This window comes from Bifidobacterium phasiani, assembly GCF_019331775.1.
Taxonomy (GTDB): domain Bacteria; phylum Actinomycetota; class Actinomycetes; order Actinomycetales; family Bifidobacteriaceae; genus Bifidobacterium; species Bifidobacterium phasiani.
Map to the genome: position 1 here is coordinate 171,789 of NZ_JAHBBD010000002.1, position 23,388 is coordinate 195,176.

At 68.7% G+C, this 23,388-nt stretch carries 13 protein-coding genes, 2 tRNA genes and 1 pseudogene; 7 read left to right on the forward strand and 9 right to left on the reverse strand.

Annotated elements, in window-relative coordinates; translation table 11 throughout:
• Positions 1-134 precede the first annotated feature (134 nt).
• Positions 135-1,382 carry a sugar ABC transporter substrate-binding protein gene (locus KIH73_RS01845; protein ID WP_219079946.1) on the reverse strand — a complete coding sequence of 416 codons (1,248 nt, stop codon included), beginning with the start codon at positions 1,380-1,382 and terminating at the stop codon, positions 135-137.
• A 349-nt stretch (positions 1,383-1,731) separates the two neighbouring features.
• Between KIH73_RS01845 and KIH73_RS01850 the strand changes: the two genes are divergently transcribed.
• Entirely contained in the window at positions 1,732-2,811 is a 1,080-nt protein-coding gene (locus tag KIH73_RS01850) for a LacI family DNA-binding transcriptional regulator (protein ID WP_219079948.1), read from the forward strand.
• A gap of 480 nt (positions 2,812-3,291) precedes the next feature.
• Positions 3,292-3,921 (forward strand): NAD(P)-dependent oxidoreductase, encoded by a 630-nt coding sequence (locus KIH73_RS01855; RefSeq protein WP_219079950.1) that lies wholly within the window; start codon positions 3,292-3,294, stop codon positions 3,919-3,921.
• Between the two features lie 780 nt (positions 3,922-4,701).
• Here the strand turns inward: KIH73_RS01855 and KIH73_RS01860 are convergent.
• The gene (locus KIH73_RS01860; protein ID WP_219079952.1) at positions 4,702-5,688 is read right to left on the reverse strand and encodes an aldo/keto reductase; all 987 of its coding nucleotides are present in this window, start codon (positions 5,686-5,688) and stop codon (positions 4,702-4,704) included.
• A 292-nt stretch (positions 5,689-5,980) separates the two neighbouring features.
• Between KIH73_RS01860 and KIH73_RS01865 the strand changes: the two genes are divergently transcribed.
• The gene (locus KIH73_RS01865) at positions 5,981-6,802 is read left to right on the forward strand and encodes an alpha/beta hydrolase (RefSeq protein ID WP_219079955.1); all 822 of its coding nucleotides are present in this window, start codon (positions 5,981-5,983) and stop codon (positions 6,800-6,802) included.
• Positions 6,803-6,904: 102 nt separating this feature from the next.
• On the opposite strand, the gene KIH73_RS01870 is transcribed toward KIH73_RS01865, so the two are convergent.
• The 6 genes from KIH73_RS01870 to KIH73_RS01895 all read right to left on the reverse strand — a co-directional run bounded on the left by KIH73_RS01870 (position 6,905) and on the right by KIH73_RS01895 (position 15,486).
• A complete protein-coding gene (locus tag KIH73_RS01870; RefSeq protein ID WP_219079956.1) occupies positions 6,905-8,374 on the reverse strand; it encodes a glycoside hydrolase family 1 protein in 1,470 nt (489 codons plus the stop codon).
• An 18-nt stretch (positions 8,375-8,392) separates the two neighbouring features.
• Complete coding sequence (gene yicI / locus KIH73_RS01875; RefSeq protein WP_219079958.1) at positions 8,393-10,807, reverse strand: alpha-xylosidase; 2,415 nt, start codon at positions 10,805-10,807, stop codon at positions 8,393-8,395.
• Positions 10,808-10,923: 116 nt separating this feature from the next.
• A complete protein-coding gene (locus KIH73_RS01880) occupies positions 10,924-11,811 on the reverse strand; it encodes a carbohydrate ABC transporter permease (RefSeq protein WP_219079961.1) in 888 nt (295 codons plus the stop codon).
• A gap of 5 nt (positions 11,812-11,816) precedes the next feature.
• Positions 11,817-12,782, reverse strand: coding sequence for a carbohydrate ABC transporter permease (locus tag KIH73_RS01885; protein ID WP_236022509.1), 966 nt, complete (start codon positions 12,780-12,782; stop codon positions 11,817-11,819).
• Positions 12,783-12,910: 128 nt separating this feature from the next.
• Complete coding sequence (locus tag KIH73_RS01890) at positions 12,911-14,221, reverse strand: ABC transporter substrate-binding protein (protein WP_219079963.1); 1,311 nt, start codon at positions 14,219-14,221, stop codon at positions 12,911-12,913.
• Positions 14,222-14,463: 242 nt separating this feature from the next.
• Positions 14,464-15,486 (reverse strand): LacI family DNA-binding transcriptional regulator, encoded by a 1,023-nt coding sequence (locus tag KIH73_RS01895; protein ID WP_219079965.1) that lies wholly within the window; start codon positions 15,484-15,486, stop codon positions 14,464-14,466.
• Between the two features lie 362 nt (positions 15,487-15,848).
• On the opposite strand from KIH73_RS01895, the gene KIH73_RS01900 reads away from it, so the two are divergent.
• The 3 genes and pseudogenes from KIH73_RS01900 to KIH73_RS10820 form a co-directional block, all read left to right on the forward strand.
• Positions 15,849-16,568: a VTT domain-containing protein gene (locus KIH73_RS01900; protein ID WP_219079967.1), complete on the forward strand. Its 720-nt coding sequence runs from the start codon at positions 15,849-15,851 to the stop codon at positions 16,566-16,568.
• 238 nt (positions 16,569-16,806) lie between these two features.
• Positions 16,807-16,879, forward strand: a tRNA-Ala gene (locus tag KIH73_RS01905).
• A 1,095-nt stretch (positions 16,880-17,974) separates the two neighbouring features.
• Positions 17,975-18,289 (forward strand): annotated as a pseudogene (locus KIH73_RS10820) (flavodoxin family protein); the annotation flags it as partial.
• A 230-nt stretch (positions 18,290-18,519) separates the two neighbouring features.
• Here KIH73_RS10820 and KIH73_RS10825 read toward each other — a convergent pair.
• Complete coding sequence (locus KIH73_RS10825; protein WP_236022512.1) at positions 18,520-21,597, reverse strand: CAP domain-containing protein; 3,078 nt, start codon at positions 21,595-21,597, stop codon at positions 18,520-18,522.
• A gap of 1,216 nt (positions 21,598-22,813) precedes the next feature.
• Here KIH73_RS10825 and KIH73_RS01915 point away from each other — a divergent pair.
• Positions 22,814-22,901, forward strand: a tRNA-Ser gene (locus KIH73_RS01915).
• Positions 22,902-23,388 lie beyond the last annotated feature (487 nt).

Here is a 23,388-nt window from a genome sequence, read left to right on the forward strand (position 1 = left end):
GGTCGCGGTGGCGAGGCGGCCCGGCGATGGCTGGCGGGCGGGGCCCGCGGGGCCGGGGCGGCCGTCTCGGGCCGCCGCCCCGGCCGTCGGTCCCGGCGCTGGGTGCAGGCCGGGACCGGGGCGGATCCGGGAGGTCAGAGGATGGCCTCGAGGTTCGTCTGGGTCTCGTCGAGGATGGACGTGACCTCGGTGTTCGCCAGGTTCTCCAGCTTGGCGTTGAAGTCGGTGATGACGTCGGCGGCGCCGTTGGCGGTCGGCACGGTCACCGAGTACTCCAGGCCGGCCATGAAGGCGCTGAGCTCGGGGTAGGCCTCGGTCCAGGCGTCGGACAGGGTCGTGGTGGCCGGCATGATGCCGAACGCGTCCGCGAAGTCCATGACCACGTCGTCGCTGGTCAGGTACTCGACCAGGTCGATGGCGCCCTGCTGGTTCGGGCTGTCGGCCGCGATGCCCCAGCCGTTGGTGAAGTGCATCGTGCCCTTGCCGGCCGGGCCGGCGGGCAGCTCGACGACGGTGTAGTCGACGTCCGGGTAGTCGACGCTCATGCTGCCGGTCAGCCAATTGCCCTCGATGGCCATGACGGCGGCGCCGGAGCCGAAGGCCTCGCCGCCCCAGCCGTAGCCGAGGTCGGCCGCGGTCGCGACGTCGCCGGTGGCGAGCAGGTCCTTGACCTCCTGCAGGCCCTCGACGCTCTCCTCGGAGTTGGCGATGGCCTCGGTGCCGTCGTCGCTGACCAAGCCGCCGCCGGCCTGCTTCATGAACACGCCGATGCGCGCGTACTCACCGCTGAAGGTCAGGCCGACGTGATCGCCGTCGGTCAGCCGGGCGCACAGCGTCTCGAGCTCGTCCCAGGTGGTCGGGTAGTCGGCCTCGGTCAGGCCGGCCGCGGCCCACAGGTCGTCGTTGATGAACAGCTGCAGCGTGGAGACGTCCTTCGGGGCGGCGTACAGCTCGCCGTCGATCGTGAAGGTCTGCAGCAGGTTGTCGTAGAAGTCGTCCTTGTTCTCCAGGTAGTCGCCGTAGGCCAGCAGCGAGCCGTTCTCCGCGAAGCCGGCGGTCTGCTCGGGGGCCAGGTAGAACACGTCGGCCGGGTCGCCGCCGGCGAAGCCCTGCGACAGCTGCTGGGACAGGTCGCTGGCGACCACGACCTCGGCGCTCTGGCCGGACTGCTCGGACCAGTCGGCCACGGCCTTCTCGACGGCCTGGGTCTCGGCGTCGCCGGAGGAGCCGATCAGGACGGTCAGGGTCTGCGAGGTGTCGTTAGTCAGGCCGCCGTCCGCGTTGGCGTCGGAGTCGTCGTCGAAGCCGCTGCCGCCGCAGCCCGCCAGCATGAGCATGCCCGCCGTGGACGCCGCGAGCGCCGCCGTGATCTTCTTTCTCATCGTTGAGTCCTTTCGTTCCTTTCCGGGGCCGTGCGACCCCGGATCCACCTACCGGCTTTTTGAACGTTACAATTTTGAGGCGCACGAAACACCGCGTCAATCGCGGCGACTTGTCGGTCTGCTGGGTGCCGTGCACAGCGTTCCTCGTTGATGTGTGCGACTCGGAATTTTTACGTTCCAAAAGCACTCCCTACGATAGCACCCACCGCACGCATCCGTCAAATCGGCGGACGGAGGCGGCGGCAGGGGAATCGCCCATGCGGCGCGCGGCGTGTACACTCGAATCAGGAGTCACAGGGAGCCGCCGTCCGAGCGCGTTCGAACGATACAAAACAACAAAGGGGGAACCATGGTCAGCATCAAGGACGTCGCCCGCCGCGCCGGGGTCTCCCCGCAGACCGTGTCCAACAGCCTGAACAACCCCGCCATCGTCAAGCCGGCCACCCGCAGGCTCGTCATCGAGGCCATCGAGCAGCTCGGCTACACGCCCAACGCCTCGGCCCGCCGCCTGCGCACCCAGCGCAGCAACACCATCGCCATCGGCATCGCGCCCGTCAGCTACTCGCGCATCTACGACCGGCTGCTGCACGCGCTCGTCACAGAGGCCGACGCGCACGACATCCGCGTCATCCTGTACAAGACCGACTCCAAGCAGGAGGAGCTGCGCCAGTTCGAGGCGCTCACCCGCGGCGGCGACGTCGACTCGTTCGTGCTCACCGACACCGAGCACGGCGACCCGCGACTGCCCTGGCTCATCGAGCACCACCAGGCGTTCGTGCTGTTCGGCCGCCCGTGGGGCGTGGCGGACATGTACGACCCGCTCGTGCCCTGGGTCGACGTCGACGGGCGGCAGGGCATCGCCGACATGACGCGGCACCTGATCCTGCACGGGCGCAAGCATATCGGATTCATCGGGTGGCCCGGGCTTTCCGGCACGGGCGCCGACCGCCGCTCCGGCTGGCAGCGCACCCTGCTCGACGCCCGGATGGCGCGGCCCGACGAGCTCGACAGCCTGTGCGCCTACGGCGAGGACCGCATCGGCGCCGGACAGGCCGCCTGCGTCGCGCTGCTCGAGCAGCGGCCCGACGTCGACGCCATCGTCTGCGTCAGCGACACGCTCGCCACCGGCGCGATCATGGCGCTGCCGCGCGAATGCGACATCGTCGTCACCGGATTCGACAACACCGCCTCCGCCCAGTCGCTCGAGTTCCCCACCGTCGACCAGCCGCTCACCGAAAGCGCCCGGCAGATCGTGCGCATCATCCGCGAGCAGCTCGACGCGCGCGCCGCAGGCGGCGCGACGGCGGGACGGGACGCCGCGGCGGGCGCGGGGGCCGGCAATTCAGGAGCCGGTGGTTCGGGGGCCGGCGGCGAGGGCGACGGGGACCAGCTGCATGTGCTGCTGAAGCCGACGATCGTCGTCGGATAGTCGCGGCCGATCGCCGGCGGGCGGCCACGGGCCGGCCCGGAGCCGCGCAGGATCCACGGGACCGCAACACCAACCGACGCGACCCGCCGCATAGCTCGCCGGCGCGCCCCTCTCCCCCAAACGCACAATGTGCATTCGCCGTCAATGAGCACGCCCGGCAATCGTCACGCCCTCCCCCAAACGCACAATGTGCACGAGGCCGAGAGTCGCTTTGCCCATACAGCGCCCCGTAATCCTTCGCCACGACTTCCCCGATCAAACGCACAATGTGCGCAGCGTCACGAATACGAGACAGGCGACGGCGATTCGGCGGCATCGATTCCCCAAAGAGCGCCGGCTCCGGATGACGGAAGACGCTGCCGACACGCCATCTTGTTGTAACTTTTGACATTACATCTTGAATGATGCATACTGTTCGTTGTAAGCGCGGTGATTACAACAAATCGACACCGTCATCCCAACGTCGAAAGGCAGAAAACCATGAAGATTGCAGTTATTTGCGCCAACGGCAAGGCCGGCCGGCTCATCACCAAGGAAGCGGTTGACCGCGGACTCGATGTTACCGCCGTTGTTCGCAACGAGAACAAGACCGTCGCCCCGAAGGCCATCGTCAAGGACCTGTACGACCTGACCGCGGCCGACCTCCAAGGCTTCGACGTCGTCATCGACGCCTTCGGCGCCTGGGCCGAGGACACGCTGCCCCAGCACGGCACCTCGCTCAAGCACCTGTGCGACATCCTCTCCGGCACCGACACCCGCCTGCTGGTCGTCGGCGGCGCCGGCAGCCTGTACACCGACGCCGAACACACCACGCGCGTGGCCGACGGTCCGGCGTTCCCCGACGCGTTCAAGCCGCTCGCCGCCGCCATGGGCCAGGCGCTGCAGGAGCTGCGCGCCCGCGACGACGTGCGCTGGACCTACATCAGCCCCGCCGCCGACTTCCAGGCCGACGGCGAGCGCACCGGCTCGTACATCCTGGGCGGCGAGGAGCTCACGCTCAACGAGCGCGGCGAAAGCGTCATCAGCTACGCCGACTATGCGATCGCCATGGTCGACGAGGCCGTCAAGGGCGACCACATCCGCCAGCGCATCAGCGTCATCGCGGCCTGAGCGCCTCACGGACACAGAAACCATCCCACACGCTGCGCGCACGTAATCAATGTGCATTAGGTGTAGCGGATTCGGGACCTTGCGAACATCCATCCGCACTAGGTGAGGCAGCCCGGCGCGGACACCTCAAGTATCGATGGCGGAATACCGCCATCGATACTCGGGGTGTTCCGAACCGGATACCCCAGCTAACGCAGATAGGTGTCTGCACACCCCCAAATCCGCCACACCTAATCAAGATGCCCCGCCCCAGACCTCAGCAAGAGGCGCGGGACGGGGCACATTGTGCCGGATCGCGCCACCCGAACGCCCCGGCTACCGTCGCACGCGGCGACGCATGGCCGCAAACCCGCCGGCACCGGCATCATTACCGGCATACATGCATTAGGTGTAGTGGATTCGGCGCCTTGCAGACATCCACCTGCATTAGGTGAGGCAGCCTGGCGCGGGCACCTCAAGTATCGATGCCGGTATTCTGCCATCGATACTTGAGGTGCGCCGGATTAAGTGCCTCAGCTAACGCAGATGGATGTCTGCATACTCGCAAATCCGCCACACCTAATCGAGATACGCCCCTCGGACCGTCGATGGACGTCAATATGGCCGGCAACGGGCCCCACCGGACCTCGCCAGCGCCCGGACGGCACCGTTGGCGCCCCACCGACCGCCCGACGATTCGCCGACGATTCGCCGACGATTCCCAACCGAACCGGACGCATGGCCCGCTCCGGCCCAGCAGTCCGGCGCCACGGCCAGGGCTGCGGCCGGCCGCCCGCCCGATCAGTGGTTGGTGGCCATCACGCCTTCGAGGCGATGCGGCACATACGGCTCCTCGAGGTAGGCGATCTCCTCGTCGGTCAGCTCGAGCTCGGTCGCCGCGACGGCGCCGTCCACGTGATGCGGCTTGGTCGCGCCGACCACCGGCGCCGTGACCTTGGTCAGCAGCCAGGCCAGCGAGACCTCGGTCATCGTCACGCCCCTGCGGTCCGCGATCTCGGCGACGCGATCGATGATGACGCCGTCCTGCTCGGCGGTCGCGTCGTACTTGAACTTGGCGTAGGCGTCCTCCTCGAGCCGCTTCGAGGTCTCGCCCGGACGCTTGGACAGCCGCCCGGCGGCGAGCGCGCTGTACGGGGTCATCGCGATGTGCTCCTCGCGGCAGTACGGCGCCATCTCGCGCTCCTCCTCGCGGAAGATGAGGTTGTAGTGGCCCTGCACGGAGACGAACTTCGCCCACCCCTCGCGCTCGGCGATCGCGTTCGCCTTGGCGAGCTGCCAGGCGAAGCAGTTGGAGATGCCGATGGCGCGCACCTTGCCGGCCGTGACCGCGTCGTTCAGCCCCGCCATGATCTCCTCGATCGGGGTGCGGTAGTCCCACATATGGCAGATGTACAGGTCGACGTAGTCCATGCCGAGGTTCTTCAGGCTGGCGTCGAGCATGTTCGCCACGTGCCGCCGGCCGTCGACGCCCTCGTCGATCTCCTGCTGGGTGCGCGTCGGGAACTTGGTGGCGACGACGACCTCGTCGCGCTTGGCGAAGTCGCGCAGCGCGCGGCCGACGAACCGCTCGCTGGTGCCGCCCTGGTAGACGATGGCCGTGTCGTAGAACGTGATGCCCCGATCCAGGCCGTATTTGATGATCTCGCGCGAGGACTCCTCGTCGAGGGTCCAGTGGTGCGAGCCGGCCGCGGCCTCGCCGAATCCCATGCATCCCATGCAGATGCGGGACACCGTGATGCCGCTGTCGCCCAATGTCGTGTACTTCATGATCCGCCCGCCTTTCAGCCGGCCGCGGGGCCGCGACGCTCGTCGCGAGCGCTTCCGCCGCGCCGGCGATCACCATGGACGGCCGCCCGCCGCCGCGTATGCCGAGACGGCATGGCCATCCGCTCAAATTATGCCTGGAACGTATTTCTTTCATCGAAGGTATGCATTCAAGGCAATTTCAGTGTATCACGCGCGCCGACGCCGGCCGCCCATCCGCCCGCACGCCCTAGGCCGGCGCCGACCGTGCGGCTTATCCTGTAAGGAAGGGCGACACCACGCGAAAGGACCACCCATGCAGACCTTCACCCGCACACTGACGGGCATCGACGGCACCGAGGCCGCGCTGCACTGCTACGTCATCGACAACTACCCCGAGACCGGCGAGGACCGGCGCCGGCCGGCCGTCCTGGTGCTGCCCGGCGGCGGCTACGAGATGACCGCCGACCGCGAGGCCGAGCCGATCGCCCTGACGATGGTCGGCTACGGCTACCAGGCGTTCGTGCTGCGCTATTCGGTCGCGCCGTCGCGCTATCCGGTCGCGCTGCTCGAGGAGGCGGAGGCGATGCGCCGGATCCGCGCGCACGCGGCGGACTGGCATGTGGATCCGGACCGGATCGTGGTCATCGGCTTCTCGGCCGGCGGACACCTGGCGGCGAGCATCGGCACGGCCGGCAGCGACGACACGCTGCGCGCGCACGGGTACGACCCGGCCGAGGTGCGGCCCGACGGCATGGCGCTGTGCTATCCGGTCGTCACCTCCGGCGAGCACGCGCACCGCGGCAGCTTCGCGGCGCTGCTCGGCGAGCGCGCCGACGACCCGGCGATGCTGGAGAAGGTCTCGCTGGAGCGACAGGTCGCCGACGACACCCCGCCGACCTTCATCTGGCACACGATGGACGACGACTGCGTGCCCGTGGAGAACTCGCTGCTGCTCATCCGGGCGCTCCACGCGCACCACGTGCCCGTCGAGGCCCACCTGTTCCCGACCGGCCCGCACGGACTGTCGCTCGCCAGCGAGGAGACGCGCCGCGTGGACGGCAGCGGCGTCGAGCCCGGCGTATGGCAGTGGCCCGCACTGTTCCGCGACTGGATGGGGCGGGCGCTCGGCCGCTGAGGCGGGGGCGGCCGGGCGGCGTATCCGGACCGCGGGCGACGGCACCCTTCGCGGCGCCCGCCGCCGCGGAGGCGGGGCGGACGCCGCGAGAAGGCCGCGCGCCTACCCGGGAATCGCGTTGGTCCGGGCCAGCCGGCGGTAGTACCGCGCCGAATCCTTCCAGATGCGCTCCTGCGTGCCGTAGTCGACCCGGATGATGCCGAAGCGTTCGGTGTAGCCGAGCGCCCACTCGAAGTTGTCCAACAGCGACCACGCGAAGTACGCGCCCACGTTGGCGCCCCGGCCCATCGCCGCGGCCAGCGCCCGGACATGGGCGTCGAGGTAGGCCACGCGCCTGGGATCGTGGACGATCCGCCCGCCGACGACGGCGACGGTGGGCGAGCCGTCGGCCGCGACGGGCCCGGCGACCGGCGCGACGGCATCGTCCGGGACGACCGTGTCGCCGTCCCACGCCGAGCCGTTCTCGGTCACCATCAGCTCCAGCCCGGGGAAGCGTTGCGACAGCGCGGTCAGCAGGTCGGTCAGGCCCTGCGGGTCCTGGTTCCAGCCCATCGCGGTCAACTCGCCGGACGGCGGCAGCACCTCCACGCCCTGCTGGGCGGGCATCGCGCCGTCATGCCGGTCGGGCAGGTCGACGGCGGCCGCCGGCTCGCCCGTCCCGGCGCGCCGGACCGTGTTGGACGAGTAGTAGTTCACGCCCAGCGCGTCGAGCGGCTGGCGGATGGCCGCCAGGTCGCCGTCGCGCACGAACGACCAGTCGGCCACGCCGCGGGTCGCCTCGATGATGCGCGCGTCGTAGCGACCCTCCAGCATCGGACCGAGGAACACCTCGTTGGCGATCAGGTCGGCGCGCTCCTTGGCCCAGGCGTCCGCGTCCGATCCGGTCGCGGCGCGGTTGACCTGCAGGTTCAGCGCGACCGAGCAGCGCGCGGCCTCGCCGGCCGCCGCGCGGACCGCCTGCACGCCCAGGCCGTGCGCCAGGTTGAGGTGGTGCACGGCGGCCAGGGACTGCGCGTGGTCGCGGATGCCGGGCGCATGGTTGCCGCAGCCGTACCCCAGGTACGCGCTGCACCACGGTTCGTTCAGCGTGATCCACGTATCCACGCGGTCGCCGAGCGCCTCCGCCACCGTCGCCGCGTAGTCGGCGAACCGGTAGGCCGTGTCGCGGTTGGCCCAGCCGCCCTCATCCTGCAAATACTGCGGCAGATCCCAGTGGTACAGCGTCGGCATGGCCCGGATGCCCGCCTCCGCCAGCGCGTCGACCAGGCGGTCGTAGTAGTCCAGGCCGGCGGCGTTCGCCGGGCCGCCGGGCCGCGGGACGATGCGCGGCCAGGCGACCGAGAAGCGGTACGCGCCGACGCCGAGCTCGCGCATCAGCGCGACGTCCTGCGCGTACCGGTGGTACTGGTCGCAGGCGACCGCGCCGGACGAGCCGTCGAGCACGTTGCCGGGCGTCGCGCAGTACGTGTCCCAGATCGACGGGCAGCGCCCGTCCTCGTCGGCCGCGCCCTCGACCTGATAGGCCGCGGTGGCGACGCCCCAGATGAATCCCTGCGGGAACGTGTGGGCCATGTCCTCCTCCGATCCCGCCTACCGCAGCCTCGCCACGCCGCCCGACGACGCGACCTCGGCGCCGAAGCCGAGCCGCGCGCGGAACGGCCGCCCGTCGGAGCTGACGACCTCGATATCGTCGCCGACGCGGCGCGCCTCGAACGTCACCGACGAACCGTCCTCCTCGACGACGACGGCGCGCGCCGCCTCGCCGCGGTCCAGGAACACCGAGACCAGCGCGTCGCGCCCGTACTCGTACTCCGGGGCCGTCGCGCCCGGATGCGTGACGATGACGCTGCCGTCGCGCACCCACAGCGGGACGGTGTCGTAGCCGTGGGTCTCGGTGCGCCACCGGCCGTCGTCCACGCGGACGCGCTCGCCGGTGAACCAGTTGGTCCACGTGCCGGCGGGCAGGTAGTACGTCACCTCGCCGGAGCACGAGAACACCGGGGCCACCAGCAGCGAGGGGCCGAGCATGTACTGGCGGTCGAGCGGCCGGGCCGACGGGTCGTCGGGGAACTCCATGAACATCGAGCGCATGACCGGGACGCCGTCGCGGTGCGGATGCAGGCCGACCTCGTACAGGTACGGCATCAGCGACAGCTTGAGCCGCGTGAACGACCGGGCCACCTCCACGGCGCTCTGCCCGGGCGCGTTGACCACGCCGTTGCGCTCGTCCTCCTCGTCGAACAGCCACGGCACGCGGTACACGGTGGAGCCGTGCAGCCGGGAGTGCGAGCCGAGCATACCGAACGCCAGCCAGCGCTTGTACACCGCCGGATCGGGAAAGGCGCCCTCGAACCCGCCGATGTCGTGGCTCCAGAAGCCGAACCCGGAGCTCACCAGCGACAGCCCGGCGCGCAGCGTCTGCGCCATCCCGTTGAACGTCGACTCGCAGTCGCCGCCCCAGTGCACCGGCTGCGTCTGCCCGCCGACCGTCGCCGACCGGGCGAACAGGCACGCGCGCCCCTTGCCGTAGGTCTCCTCGACCGCCTCGAACACGGTGCGGTTGTACAGCTGCGTGTACCAGTTGTGCATCGACAGCGCGGGCGAGTCGTCGTACCACACGACGTCGCGGGGGATGCGCTCGCCGAAGTCGGTCTTGATCGCGTCGATGCCCTGGGCGAGCAGCGCCTTGACCCTGGTCTTGAACCACTCGCGGGCCGCGGGGTTCGTGAAGTCCACCAGCCCCATGCCGGCCTGCCAGAAATCGGTCTGCCAGACCTCGCCGTTCGGCTTGCGGACCAGATAGCCCTTCGCCTTCCCCTCCGCGAACATCGAGCCGCGCTGGCCGATGTAGGGGTTGATCCACGCGCAGGTGCGCAGCCCCTTGTCGCGGTGCAGCCGCTCCAGCGTGGCTTCGATGTCGCCGAAGAAGCGCTTGTCCCACTCGAAATCGGTCCAGTGGAACTCGCGCATCCAGTAGCAGTCGTAGTGGAACACGCTCAGCGGGATGTCCCGCTCGGCCATGCCGTCGACGAACGAGTTGATTGTCGCCTCGTCGTACTTGGTGGTGAACGACGTGGTCAGCCACAGGCCGTACGACCATGCCGGCACATCGGCGGGGCGGCCGACCAGCGCCGTGTACCGGCTCAGGATCTGCTTGGGGGTCGGCCCGTAGATGACGCAGAAATCGATGGCCTCGCCCGGCACCGAGAACTGGACGGTCTCGGTGTTCTCGCTGCCGACCTCGAACGACACGTGGCCGCGGTTGTTGACCAGCACGCCGTAGCCGTTCGACGTCATGTAGAAGGGGATGTCCTTGTACCCCTGCTCGCTGGCGGTGCCGCCGTCCTCGTTCCACACGTCGATGCTCTGCCCGTTCTTCACGTAGGCGCCGAAGCGCTCGCCGAAGCCGAACACCTGCTCGCCCACGCCGAGGCCGAGCTGGATGGCGGTGAACACGTCGGACTCGTCGAACGCGCTGCCGTCGCGGCTGACGCCGAACTCGCCGACGGGCTGCGCGGTGACGGCGGAGCGCTCGTCGAGCCTGAACCGCGCCAGCGACTTGCCGCGCGACTCGGTCAGCACCCGGCCGTCGGCCAGGAACGACAGGTTCCACGGCGCGCCCTTGACGACCCGGGCCGTCAGCCCGCCGCTGGTGAGCTCGACCGACGCGCCGTCCTCGCCGACCTCGCCGTCGCCGTTGCCGTCGGCGCGCAGCGCGACGTAGCCGCGTCCGCCGGGCTCGTCCTCGTTGAGCGGGAATCCGGGGTGTTCGGTGGCCCCCTGCCAGTGCTCGGCTCGCACGCGGATCACGCCCTCGGCCGGCGTGGTGACCCGGATCGTGAAGGTCGGCAGGTTCAGCGTGTCGTACCTGCCGCGCACGACGCCGGTGGTCGCAAGGACGTCCAGGCTTTCGGTGCGTTCGTCGACGCCGATCTCGTACGCCTCGCGGGCGTACAGCGCGTCGACGCCGTCGCGGATCAGCCAGTACCCGTTGGTGAACTTCATGGTGGTGCTCCTCGGTAGCGGAGGTGGGCCCCGGCCGATGGCGCCGGGGCCGGTTCGGTTGTGATGATTATATGGTCCGTCCCACGGACCGGGTGCGGGGCCGCGCTGCCCCGCGTCTACTTGACCGCGCCCGTGGTGATGCCGCGGGACAGCGTGCGCTGGAAGATCAGGTAGAAGACCAGCGTCGGCACGATGCTGATCAGCGAGGCCGCGGCGGTGGTCGTCACGTCCATCAGGCGGTCGCCGGTCAGCGAGCTGACCGCGATCGGCACGGTCTGGGTCGAGTTGTCGATCAGGAACGCCATCGGGATCATGTACTCGTTCCACGTCCAGATGAAGAAGAAGACGAGCATCACGCTCAGCGTCGGCCGGGAGATCGGGAAGACGATGTCCCGGAAGATCCGCCACCGGCTGGCGCCGTCGATGGTCGCCGCCTCGAGGATGGCCTTGGGGAACGTGCCGTACACCGAGGACAGCAGGTAGGTGCCGAACGCGCTCTGGATGACGGTGAAGATGATCACGATCGACCACGGGTTGTTGTACAGGCCGATCTCGCGGAACATGATGTACAGCGGGTAGAGCAGGGCCTCCTGCGGCAGCATGTTGGCGAGCATGATGAGCAGGATGATCCAGCGGCGCCCCCTGACCCGGCCGATGCCGAGCGCGAACGCGTTGAACATCGAGAGCACCACGGCGAACACGGCCACCAGGCCGGAGGTCCAGATGCTGTTCCACACCTTCTCCGGGAAGTTGACGCGGTTCCAGAACGCCATCAGGCCGTCGGCGCTGAACTCGCCCGGCAGCGACAGCGGGCCGGACGCGTTGTAGTCGGCGGTCGTCTTGAACGCGTTCAGCAGCAGCACGATCAGCGGGAACAGCATGACCAGCCCGCCGGCGATCAGCAGGGCGAGGATCACCCAGTCGCCCGCGGAGCGGTTCCTGCGGGCCTTCGGGATGCGGGCCTTCGGCGCACGGGTCGCCAGTTGCACGGTTGCGCTTGCCATATCGATCACTCCCCGTCCTCTGCTTCGACCTTCTGCTGAAGGTTCGTGAACACGACGGCCACCACGACGATGACCACGGTCAGCGCGGTGGCGATGGCCGCGCCGTAACCGACCTGCTGCGACTGGAAGAACTGCTGGTACGAGTAGTACGACGGCACGATGGTGCTGGTGCCGGGGCCGCCCCTCGTCAGCATGTACACCGGGCCGAACACCTTCAGCGCGGCGATGGTGCAGGTCAGCGCCACCACGAAGATCTCCGGCTTGATGGAGGGCAGCGTGATCGCCAGGAAGCGCTGCCACCAGTTCGCGCCGTCCAGGCTCGCGGCCTCGTACAGCTCCGGGTCCACGCGCTGCAGGCCGGACATGAAGATGACCAGCGGGTAGCCCACCTGGATCCAGATCATGATGAGCATCAGGAAGATCAGCGCGGTGTCCGGGGAGCCGAGCCAGTTGTGCTGCAGCCCGCCCAGGCCGACGGCCTCCAGCAGCGCGTTCAGCGCGCCGTTCTCGGGGCGGAAGATCCAGCCCATGACCAGCGAGGCGACCGCGATCGGCAGCAGCTGCGGGAAGTAGTACACGGCGCGCATCGTGGATGCGGCCTTGGCGCCGAACTTCTTCTGCACGACGTCGAAGATCAGCGACGAGAGCACCAGGCCGACCAGGATCGGGATGACCACCATCGCGACGATCATCCAGATCGAGTTGCCGAACGACGTCCAGAACGTGGCGTCGCGGAACAGCCGGGCCCAGTTGCTCAGGCCGGCCCAGACCGGAGGTTTGACGCCGCGGTAGTTCGTGAAGCTGAGGTAGATGTTCCATACGGCCGGGATCACGATGATCCACAGCAGCATCAGCAGGCCGGGCACCAGGTACAGCCAGAAGCGGCCGGACGGGTTGCCCGGGATGCGGGACATCCCGCGCTCCCGGGCCTCGGCCGCGTCACGCGCCGCGGCCCTCTTGTTCTTTTTCATGGGAATCGCTTTCATAGGATGCAATCGATATCCGGGCGCGCCATCGCGGCCCTGTGGGCGGGGCCTGCGCAGCGGACCCCGCGGGGGGGCGGCCGGCGACGCACGCCGCCGGCCGCGGCGCCCCGTCGTCACTGCCGGTAGCCGGAGGTCTCGACGCCGGTGGTGTAGTACTCCTCCAGCATCCGCAGGCAGCCGTCGACGTCGGTGGTGCCGTTCACCAGCTCCTGCAGCGAGGAGTTGAGCTCGTCGTAGAACGTGGAGGTCGGCCAGTCCGGATAGAAGCCGAGGCCGTCGCGCTCGACGACGCCGTTGAACGAGGTGATGAGCGCCTTGGTCTTCTCGTCGGTGATCCGGTCGGGATCGGCGGCGATCGGCAGGCCGCCGGCGTTGCCCATGAGGTCCTGGACCTCCTCGCTCAGCGTGATGTCGATGAACTGCGCGGCGAGGTCCTTCTTGGTGGAGTTCTCCGGAATGACCCAGATGTTGCCGGACGAGCCGGGCACGCGCGTCTCCTCGGCGCCGGGGAAGACCGCGGCGCTCCAGGCCATGTCGGCGATGTCGCTCTGGAAGCGGCCGAACCACCACGTGCCGGAGAAGAACATCGGGTAGGTGCCGTTCATGAAGTTCTGGCCGCAGTCCTCGGCCTTGAGTCCGGTGGAGTTCCGCGAGATATAGCCCTTGTCCACCCAGTCCTTGATGGTCTGGGTCGCGAACGTCGCCGCCTCGCCCTGCCAGTCGACGTCGCCGTCGTACATCTCGTAGGCGTTCAGGAAGTCGTCGTCGCCCTTCATCAGCGCGAGCTGCCACCACAGGTGCTGCAGCGGGTACTCGGCGACGCCCTCCGACAGCGGGGTCACGCCGGCGTCGACGAACTGCTGCATCGCGCCCTCCAGCTCGTCGAACGTGGTCGGGATCGCTATGCCGTACTCGCGGAACATGTCCTCGTTGTAGTACATCATCACGTCCTCGCCGTAGTTCGTGATGCCGTACCAGTCGCCGGAGCCCATGACGCCGAGCTCGTCGTACCGGCCGGTCGCGGCGAGCGAGCCGGTGATCTTCTGGTCCCAGCCGTACTCGTCGACGTAGTCGTTGAGGTTGGACAGCAGGCCCTGGCTGGCGAGCAGGCCGGCGGTGGCGTTGCCCTTGTTGTATTCCATCACGTCCGGCGCCTCGTCGGAGTTGAGGATCTGCGAGGCGTTCTGCCGGATCTGCTCGAAGGAGCGCTTCTCGAAGTTGACCTTCACGCCGGTCTGCTCCTCGAAGATCTCCATGGCGCGCGCCCACGCCTGGCCCTGGGCGCCGTTGTCCTCCTCGTAGTGCCAGATGGTGATCGATGTCGGGTTCTCCTCCTGGGCGGTCTCCCCGCCGCAGGCGGACAGCCCCGTCAGGCCGAGCGCCGCCACGAGGCCGGCGGCGAAGACCCTGCGCATACCGTTCATTCGTTACCCTTTCCGAGCTTCATTGCTTGTGCGACGTCGTCGGACCGCCCGCGAAGCGCCACTGCGCGCCGGCGGCCGCATCCTGCGGTTCGCATTGTTTCGAATCGTTTCGACGACATCTGTTAATTAGTCTATTGAACAAACTTTGCTCTTGTCGAATCGTTTCGACGTTTTTCGACGTTACCCCGAACCAGACGTTCCGCCAACCGCCATGGGGGCAGAATACCGGGCCAGGCCGCCGGCTAGGCCGAAGGCGCCGCCCCCATCGACCCCCGTCGCAGGTACTTCGAGGGAATCAGCTCGACGACGCCCTCGTCGCCGCGTCGCCCCTCGATGGCCTCGACGAGCAGGTCGACGGCGCGGCCGCACGACGAGAACGGCAGCATCGGGATCTCGTCCAGCGGGCGCACCATCGTGGCCGCGTTGCCGAACGTGCCCAGCGCCAGGATCGAGACGTCCTCCGGCACGCCCATCCCCCGCGAATAGCAGTAGCCGACGATGTTGTTCAGCTGACCCAGGCTGCACTGCCCGAAGATGACGGTCGGCGCCGGGTCGAGCGCGAAGGCGCGCTCCATCGACGCCGACACGGCGTCCATGGTCCGCCCGACCGAGGGGATGAACTCCACCGCCATCCCGCACTCGGCCGCACGCGCGAACACCGAGTCGCGCGTCCTGATCAGATAGTTCGACCCGTTGTCGTAGGCGTCGCCCTGGTCGCCCACCAGCAGCGCGCGGCGATGCCCCAGCCGGACCGCGCGGTCGACCGCCCACCGGCCCATCAGCTCGAAGTCCAGGTCGACGCACAGCACGCCGTCCGTCTCGCGCGGGATGCCGATCGACACGACGGGAACCCGGCACAGCCGGGCGCACGCCACGCGCGGGTCGTCGAGCGTGACGTCCAGCAGCAGCACGCCGTCGACCAGGCCGCTGTCGGCCATGCGCATCAGGTCCTCGGTCTCGTCCTCCCCCATCAGCAGCAGCACGTCGTAGCCGTAGCGGCGGGCCCGCTGCGCCACGGCGAAGAAGAACGCCGAATAGTTCGTGTAGTCCGTGTACTCGTGCATCGGCGAGCTCAGCGCCACGATGTTGGTCCGCTCTCCGCGCAGCATGCGCGCCCCCGCGTTGGGGAAATACCCGAGCTCGCGGGCGGCCCGCAGCACCCTGAGCTTGGTCTCCGGCCTCACCGACCGCTTGCCGCTCATCACGTACGACACCGTGCTGATGGCGACCCCGGCGCGCTCCGCGACATCCTTGATACCGGCCACACGTACTCCCATGTCCGCACACTCCCGCATGCACGAGGCTGCGGCTTGCCCATTCCATCGTAGCGGCAGGCGGGCTCCGCGGGGACGACCGGGACCCGCCCCGCAACCCCTTCGGGCAGCCTACGCCCGGCGGCCGATGCCGCGGCGGCCCGCTTGTTCACGCGAGGCACTATCGTGTGGTAGGGTCCGGCGAGGCGCCGCGGCCCGGCCGAATGCGGCGGCGACCGCGCGGAATCCGCGGCGGCATCGCGGCGGCGAGCCGCCGGACGTCCGCGGTCGCGATCGCGGACAGGGCCACGGACGCGGCCACACAGACAGGCATAGCAGACAGGCAGACAAACAGAAGGGCGAAAGGGCATCGCATGGGGTTTGTGAATTTCATCGTCGAGCTGTTGAAGGACCCGCGCGCGGCGATCGCCGGGTGGATCGCGATGGGCGTCGCGCCGACGCTCGGCTTCATCTTCCTGATCGTCTTCATCGAAACCGGCGTGGTGTTCTTCCCGTTCCTGCCGGGCGACTCGCTGCTGTTCGCGGCCGGCTTCTTCGCCGCCCCCGACGCGACGACCGGTGAGGCGGCGCTGCCGCTGATGTTCCTGCTGCCGGTGGTCTGGTGCGCGCCGATCATCGGCGACCAGTGCAACTACTTCATCGGCCACTTCTTCGGCCGCCGCATCATCGAGTCCGGCAAGGTCAAGGCGCTGACGCCGGAGCGCCTGGCCAAAACCGAGGCGATGATCGAGAAGTGGGGGCCGCTCGCCGTGTTCCTCGGCCGGTTCTTCCCGTTCATCCGCACGTTCATGCCGTTCATCTCGGGCATCTCCGGCATGCGATGGGCGCGGTTCACGCCGTTCTCGGTGCTCGGCGGCCTGTGCTGGTCGACGCTGTTCACGCTGCTCGGCTACTTCTTCGGCGGCATCCCGGTGGTGCAGGAGAACTTCGAGCTGGTCATCGTCGCGATCCTGGTGATCTCGCTGATCCCGACGATCGTCGGGCTGCTGAAGGCCAAGTTCGGTGGCAGGAAGAAGGGCGCGGCCGGCGGCGACGGCGGTGACAGCGGCGACGCCGACAGCGCCACGAAATAACGCCAAGCACACATTGTGCCGCTTGGGTCGCGTGGCGCTCGGGCCGCTTGTGCCGCTTGGCGCCGCCCACGTCCGCAGTACCCACGCGGCACAATGTGCAATATGCAATATCGCCGCATATCATTCCCCGCCGAGCGCCGGTAAAGATTCTGCGAGGAACATGACACCCTGATTTGCATTTGGGCAGGGGTCGCACTATAGTAACGAACGTTGTCCTGCGGAGCAAGACAACATCCACGGGGCTGTAGCTCAGTTGGTAGAGCGCTTCGTTCGCATCGAAGAGGTCGTGGTTTCGATTACCATCAGCTCCACGAAGAACCCTCCGGATTCCACCCCGGAGGGTTTTTCTTTTGCCGAATCGGCGCAATGGTGCCGTTCCGCCGAAACGGGCCTATAGGAACTAAATGTGGGTTAAGTGACAGAATGTGGGTCTTATCCAGGCATGTCAGGTGTGTCGTGCGCGCCCTAGCCGCCGTCCGTCCGGGCGTCGGTTCGGTAGCACTTGCGGCGGCACCTGTGCTAACGAACCGACACCGGGAATCGCCCAGCGTCAGGTAAAACGCAGTCGCACCGTTGTTTATCAACCAAAACCGACACTGGCGACGACCACCGGACCCGCGGCCAGGCCACGAACCCCGCCCCGCCACCGAACAAGCCGGGCACAGCCATCAGGAACCCCACGCGTGAACATCAGGAACGCCAACCGCGTTCCACCCGATACGCCTGCAACCACAACCCCAAACACCGGATTATAAACACCACGCTCAGTTCCTATAAACCACGTTCCGCCCCGCACCCGGCATTCTTGCCTACCTGCAGTAGATTGCGGAGCCTGCAGACACCCAACTGCGTTACGTGCGGCAGCCCGGCTGCCGAACCCGAAATAGCAAGGGCGTCATACCGCCATTCATACCCCGGGTATCCGCGCCAAGGCGCCTCACATAAGCCATATAGATGTCTGCAAGGCACCCGATCCGCTACAGCTAGTGCAGATACGCCGGCACCCTGGCGACGAATAAGACATCGAACCGGTTCCACTGCGCTCACACTCGACGCAGCAGGCATCGCATCCCAATCCCACGCCATGTCAGGCGCGCCGGAACCCGTTCGTCCCGCCCAGGTCTCGCCAGCCTCGGCCGTCCACGAATCCACACCATGCGGACGCATCAGAATTCACCACCCCGGCATCGGCAAACCACCCCGCATGCCGCCGGAACCGGCACCAACTGCTCCCCCTCCACGGAAACGGACGGGATCCCCGCACAATCCGGCGCCCCACGCCGTCCCTTTTGACCGGGAGCCGCTACCGGTAGATAGAGTGTCCATCGCACAGGCCCCATGCCGCGCCGACCTCAAAGACGGGACGCATGCGCGCGGCACGCACAACCGAACCACCAAGGAGCATGATGAGCATTCCCTTCATCAACGGCAGCCCGCACAAGAACGGACGCACCGCCCAGCTGGCGGCCACGCTGCTGCACGGCCGCGAGTACGACACGCTTCACCTCGCGGACTACAAAATCTACGAATACGACCAGCGGTTCGACGACGACCAGTTCGACCAGGCCATCGATCGCATGCGCGCGGCCGGCACCATCGTCATGGGGTCACCATGCTACTGGCACAACATGAGCGGCCTACTACGCTGCTTCCTCGACCGCCGCCACCGGGCGGTGAGCCCCGAGCCCATTGCAGGCAAGAAGCCGGCCTTCGCGTTCCGGGGAGAGGGACCAGAACCGTGGATGGCCGATGCGGTCGATTACACCATCAAACGGTATGCGGCGCTTGGCGGCATGACCTACGTCGGAATGGCCACGAACGCCGATAAAGCCCGCAAGCTCGCCGCGATGCCGCGCAACGGCGACAGCGCCGCCGACCGCCCAGCCCCGCACCATACGAAAGAGCCGCCCGGCCACATGCCGGACGGCTCCCGGAAACGCAACGCCCGACGTCAGCCGCGCATACGCCGGCGAACCAGCGTCACGCCGGCGCCGGTCATGGTCAACGCCCCCGCAAGCACGATCATCGCGGTCGCGTCCGAGCCGGTGACGCCCAGCGCACGGTTCGCCTTGGCGGCGGCCAGATCCGCGGCGGTCGCGGCGGCATCACCCGCAGCACCGCCATCGCCACCCGCGGCACTACCCGGTTCACCAGCTTCACCCGCATCACCCGCACCCGCGCCGTCCTCGCCGTTCAGCCCGGCGCCCGGAACGGTCGAATCCGCCTGCTTGTCCGCCGCGGCCCGCGCGGCCTCCAGCGCGATCTGCGCGTCGGACAGCCGCAGGGTCGCCGCCTCCAGCGCGGCGTCCGCGTCATCCAGCGCAAGCTGCGCGGCCTCACGATTGGCCAGGGCCTGGTCGAGCCTGGCCTGGGCCGCCTGCACGGCCTCGCTGCCCAGCGCCTGCTCGCGCGCCTGGTCGAGCGCCGTCTGCGCGTCGGCGGCCTCCCGTTCGGCCTGTTCCAGCGCGGTACGGGCGTCCGCGACGCGCTGGTTCGCCGCCTCCAGCGCGGCGTTGGCGTCGTCCAGCGCGGTCTGCGCGGCCCGGCGGTTCGCCTGCGCCTGGGTCAGGCGCTCCACGGCCTGCGTCAGGTCGGCCTGGGCCAGCTCGAAGGCCTTGACGTCGGCCTGGGCCTGGTCGTACGCCGTCTTCGCCTGCTCGTATGCGGTCTTCGCCTGCTCGTACGCAGCGTTCTTCTCCGCGGCCGTCGTAGCCGCCTGGTCGGCCGCGGTCCGGGCCTGCTCGAATGCCGTCCGGGCCTGGGTCAGGTTCTGCTGCGCGTCGGCGAGGTCGGCGACCCGCTGGTCGGCCACGGTCTTGCCGGCCTGCGCCGCCTCCAGCGCGGCGTCCGCGTCGTCCAGCGCGGTCTGCGCGGCGTCCAGACGCTGGTCGGCCTGTTCCTTGGCCTGGTCGGCCGCGGTCTTGTCCGAGAGCGCCTGCTCGTACGGACCGGTCACCCGGCCAAGTTCGACGGCGGCCTTGTCGCGCGCGTCGCCGGCCTGGCCGAGCAGCGTCGTCGTCTCCCGCGCCTTCGCCTGGGCGGACAGCAGCGCGGCGTCCGCCTTGTCGCGCTCCACGACCGCCGTATCCGAGCGGTCCTGCGCGTCCTGGACCGCCTGGTCGGCGGCGGCGAGACGGTCGGCGGCCTCCTGCGCCTTCGCGCGCGCCGCCTCCAGCGCGGCGGCGTCCTTGTCCGAGGAGGCCGCCGACGCGTCGAGCGAGGCGATGTACGCGTCGAGCGCGTCACGGTAGTCCGCAAGGTCGTACACCGGGTCGTCGGGGCCGGCCTTGGCCAGGAACTCCTGCGCGGCGGCCGAGCCGTACTGGCCGTCGTGGTAGTTCACGCCCAGACCCGTGGCCGAGGCCGTCGTGCTCCTCAGGTTCAGGTAGTGGCCGACCTTCTTGTACAGGTCGGGATACGTCGTGTAGATCTCGTACGCGGTCATGCCCGCCAGGCCCGGGTACTCGTCCGACGCGAGGGCCTGCTCCCACACGGCCTTCTCCTTGGTCCACCAGCCCGAGAACGGGTCGTAGCCGTGCTCCATGTCGCCCCACGCGAGGTTCTCGCTCGCGCGGTTCCCATACTGCCCGTTGTGGTACTTGTTGTCCGTGCCGGTCGCCCAGTTCGCCTGCGCCATGGCCATCGCCATGGCCGTGTCCGAGGCCTTCAGGGGCGGCAGCCCCTCCGTGGCGCGCAGCTCGTTGCACCGCGCGATCAGATCCAGGGCCTTGACGAAGTTGTCCAGGCTCGTCGCGTCCCCGTCGGCGCCCAGGTTCGTCCACGCCAGATGCTGGTTGGCGCTCTCCTCCGTCAGGATTGCATACGCGGCCTTGGCGTCGCGCGACTTGAAGAATCCGGCGGCGCCCTGCGCACGCGCCTGCGCGGCCTGGTCCGCCGATCCACGCGCCTCGCGCGCCGCCTCCTCCGCCGCGGCGAGCTCCGCGTCGGCCTGGGTCTTGGCCTGTTCGGCGGCCGTGCGCTCCGCCTGCGCCTCCTGCAGCGCGGTCGCGGCCCGCCCGACCTCCGCGTCCGCATCCTGCTTCGCGGTCTCGGCGGCCTTGAGCTCGCCCTGCGCGGCGGTGTCGGCGGCGGCCAGCAGATCGTACGCCTGGTCGGCCGAGGCCTTCGCCGCGGCCGCCTTGTCGTATTCGGACTTCGCCTGCTCGTACGCCTGGTCGGCGGTCGTCTTGGCCTGTTGCGCCTTTTCGGCGGCCTGCTGCGCCTGCTCCGCCTCGGACTCGGCGTCGTCGGCGGCCTGCCGTGCGTCCTGGACCGCCTGATCGGCGGCCTGGGCCGCCTCGGCCGCCTGCCGCACCTTCTCCGGGTCGGCGGCGTCGCCCGCCAGTTCGGCGGCGCGGTCCAGATGCGCCTGCGCATCCTGCGCCGCCTGCTGCGCCCGCTCGGCCGCCTGGTCGGCCGCGGTCTTGTCCGTCAGGGTCGAGTCCATCGCCGTGCCGGCCTGTTCGGCCGCCTGCTCCAGCGCGCCCATGTCGTGCGCCTCCGCCGCCGGCTGCGTGTCGCGGACCGCCTGTTCGGCGGCCTGCGCGGCTTTGTCGGCCTCGTCGGCCGCCGCATCCGCCTGCTGCGCCTGTTCGGCGGCTTGGGTCGCTTGCGTCTGGGCGGCGGCCTGCTCCTGCTGCGCGTCCTGCAGATCCTGCGTGGCGTGGTCGAGACCGGACCGGGTGCGGTCCGCCTCGGCCTGGGGGGCCTGAATGCCCGGATCCGCGGCGATCGCCTCATCGACCTGCCGGGAGGCCTGGTCGACCTCCTGATCGGCCTGTGCGAGGTCCTTCCCGGCCTGCGTCGCCTGGTCGGCCGCCGCCTGCCGGTCCGCGGCGGCCTGGTCGTATGCGGCCTGCGCGTCCTGGACCGTCGTCGCCGATGAAGGCTGGGCGTCCACGGCCGGAGGCTGCGGCTGGGTCGCGGTGTCGTCGATCGTCTCGTCGGCCAGCGCGGCCGGCGCGACGGTGGCCATCATGCCCGCGGCAACGGCGCCGGCGAGCAGACCCTTCAATGTCCTTCTTTCCATGGGGACTCCCTTCGAACGAGTGTCTCCCGATACACGGTAAATGATGTCGCCCGAGCGGCGGTAAACCGACGGGGGCATGGCCGATGCGGCTTTCGGTCGCCCGGCAGGGTCGTTTCCGTAGGTACGGCGACGTTTTTCGGCCAGGGTGCCGGCCGGCATCGGCGACGGGACGCGGCAGCGGGCGTCGGCGGGCGGGAGGCCGGCGATATCGCCCTCGGGTGCGGGAGTCGGCGGCGAATCCCCCGTGATGCCGGCAGGTCGGGGCTTGTCGGCGGGCGCGGGACGGCGGCGGGACTTTATATTGCGAGGGGTTGGACGGGGCTGAATGTGCTTGCGGTCGTCGCTCCGCCGCCAGGGCGTTCGGGTGGGTTCGATGCCGCTTAATGTCGTTCGCCGCCGCCAGGGGCGTTTGATGCCGTCTACCGTCGTTCGCCGCCGCTCAAGGAGTTCAATGCCGCCCAACGCCACCCGGGACGCTCCGATGGCTTCCCGCTGTCGCGCGGCCACGGGCTATCTGGGCTAAGTGCGGTAGATTCGGGGACCTGCATACATCCAACTGGCTTACGTGAGGCGCCTTGGGCGCCATACCCGGAGTAGCAGGCGCGCCATAGCGCCGGTCGTACTCCGCATACCCGCGCCCGAGCGCCTCACGTAAGCCAGTTGGATGTCTGCAGTGCCCCGAATCTGCCACACCTAATGCAGTTACCCATCATCATCGGCCCACAATCGGCCCAAGCCACCTCGGTCGAATCCTGCGCCGCGGCATCCGGACCTTCGGCGCAACGCACGCATCGCCCCGCCCTCCCCCGGAGGCTCACGGCCCAACGCACCTGCGCGTTCCACGGCACGGGGCCGCCGGCCGGCATACGCCGAAGGCACCGGGGACAAGGAGGCCCACCATGCCAGAAGACGACAGGCGCCCGGGATTGGCATGCGAACGGCACGACGGGCATACCTGCGGCGCCGATGTGGCCGCACCGGCATGGTTGGCAAGGCGGACACCGCGCAACGTCGACGCGACATGGCTACGTTGCGGGATATGGAATGGCTCGGTCATGTAGTGCGTTTGCATGGTCACCTGTGTCGGTTCGGCGCATCCAAGGTGTGCGTTGCCGCCCTGGACGCGCCGAACCGACGTGGAGTTGCCACGTGTCCGGCCAATGTGTTATCTTTTTATTTCGTGCTTGGGGTGCAGTGATGTGCCGCTTGCAGCAATGGAGGATTCGCCTAGTGGTCTATGGCGCACGCTTGGAAAGCGTGTTGGTGTAACAGCCTCACGAGTTCGAATCTCGTATCCTCCGCCATCAGGCTTCCGGGGTGGTTCCCGGAAGCCTTTTTCGTTGCCCGCTCCCGGGAAGACGGGTTATAGGCCAGATTGTGGGGTTAAGTAAAGAAAAGTGGGTCTTATGCGCGCGTGTTGTGTGTGCCGCGCGGTCATCTTCTGTTCCGGTGTCGGTTCGGTAGCACTCGCAGTGGCACCTGTGCTACCGAACCGACACCGGGAATCGCCCAGCGTCTGGTAAAACGCAGTCGCCTCGTTGTTTACCAACCAAAACCGACGCCCGAGGGCCGCCAGGCCCGCGAACGGGCCGAGGGACTTGCCCGCCGGACGGGCGTTGGAAGTGGATGGCATCGAATCCTGCACCGACAGGACCCGCCCCGTCCACGGAACAAGCCGGACACGACCACCACAACCCCGCGCATTGACGCCGAAAACACCGACCACACCACGCCCCCGACACGACTGCATCCACAACCCCAACCCCGAAACCCAACCCCAGCCCCTCAATC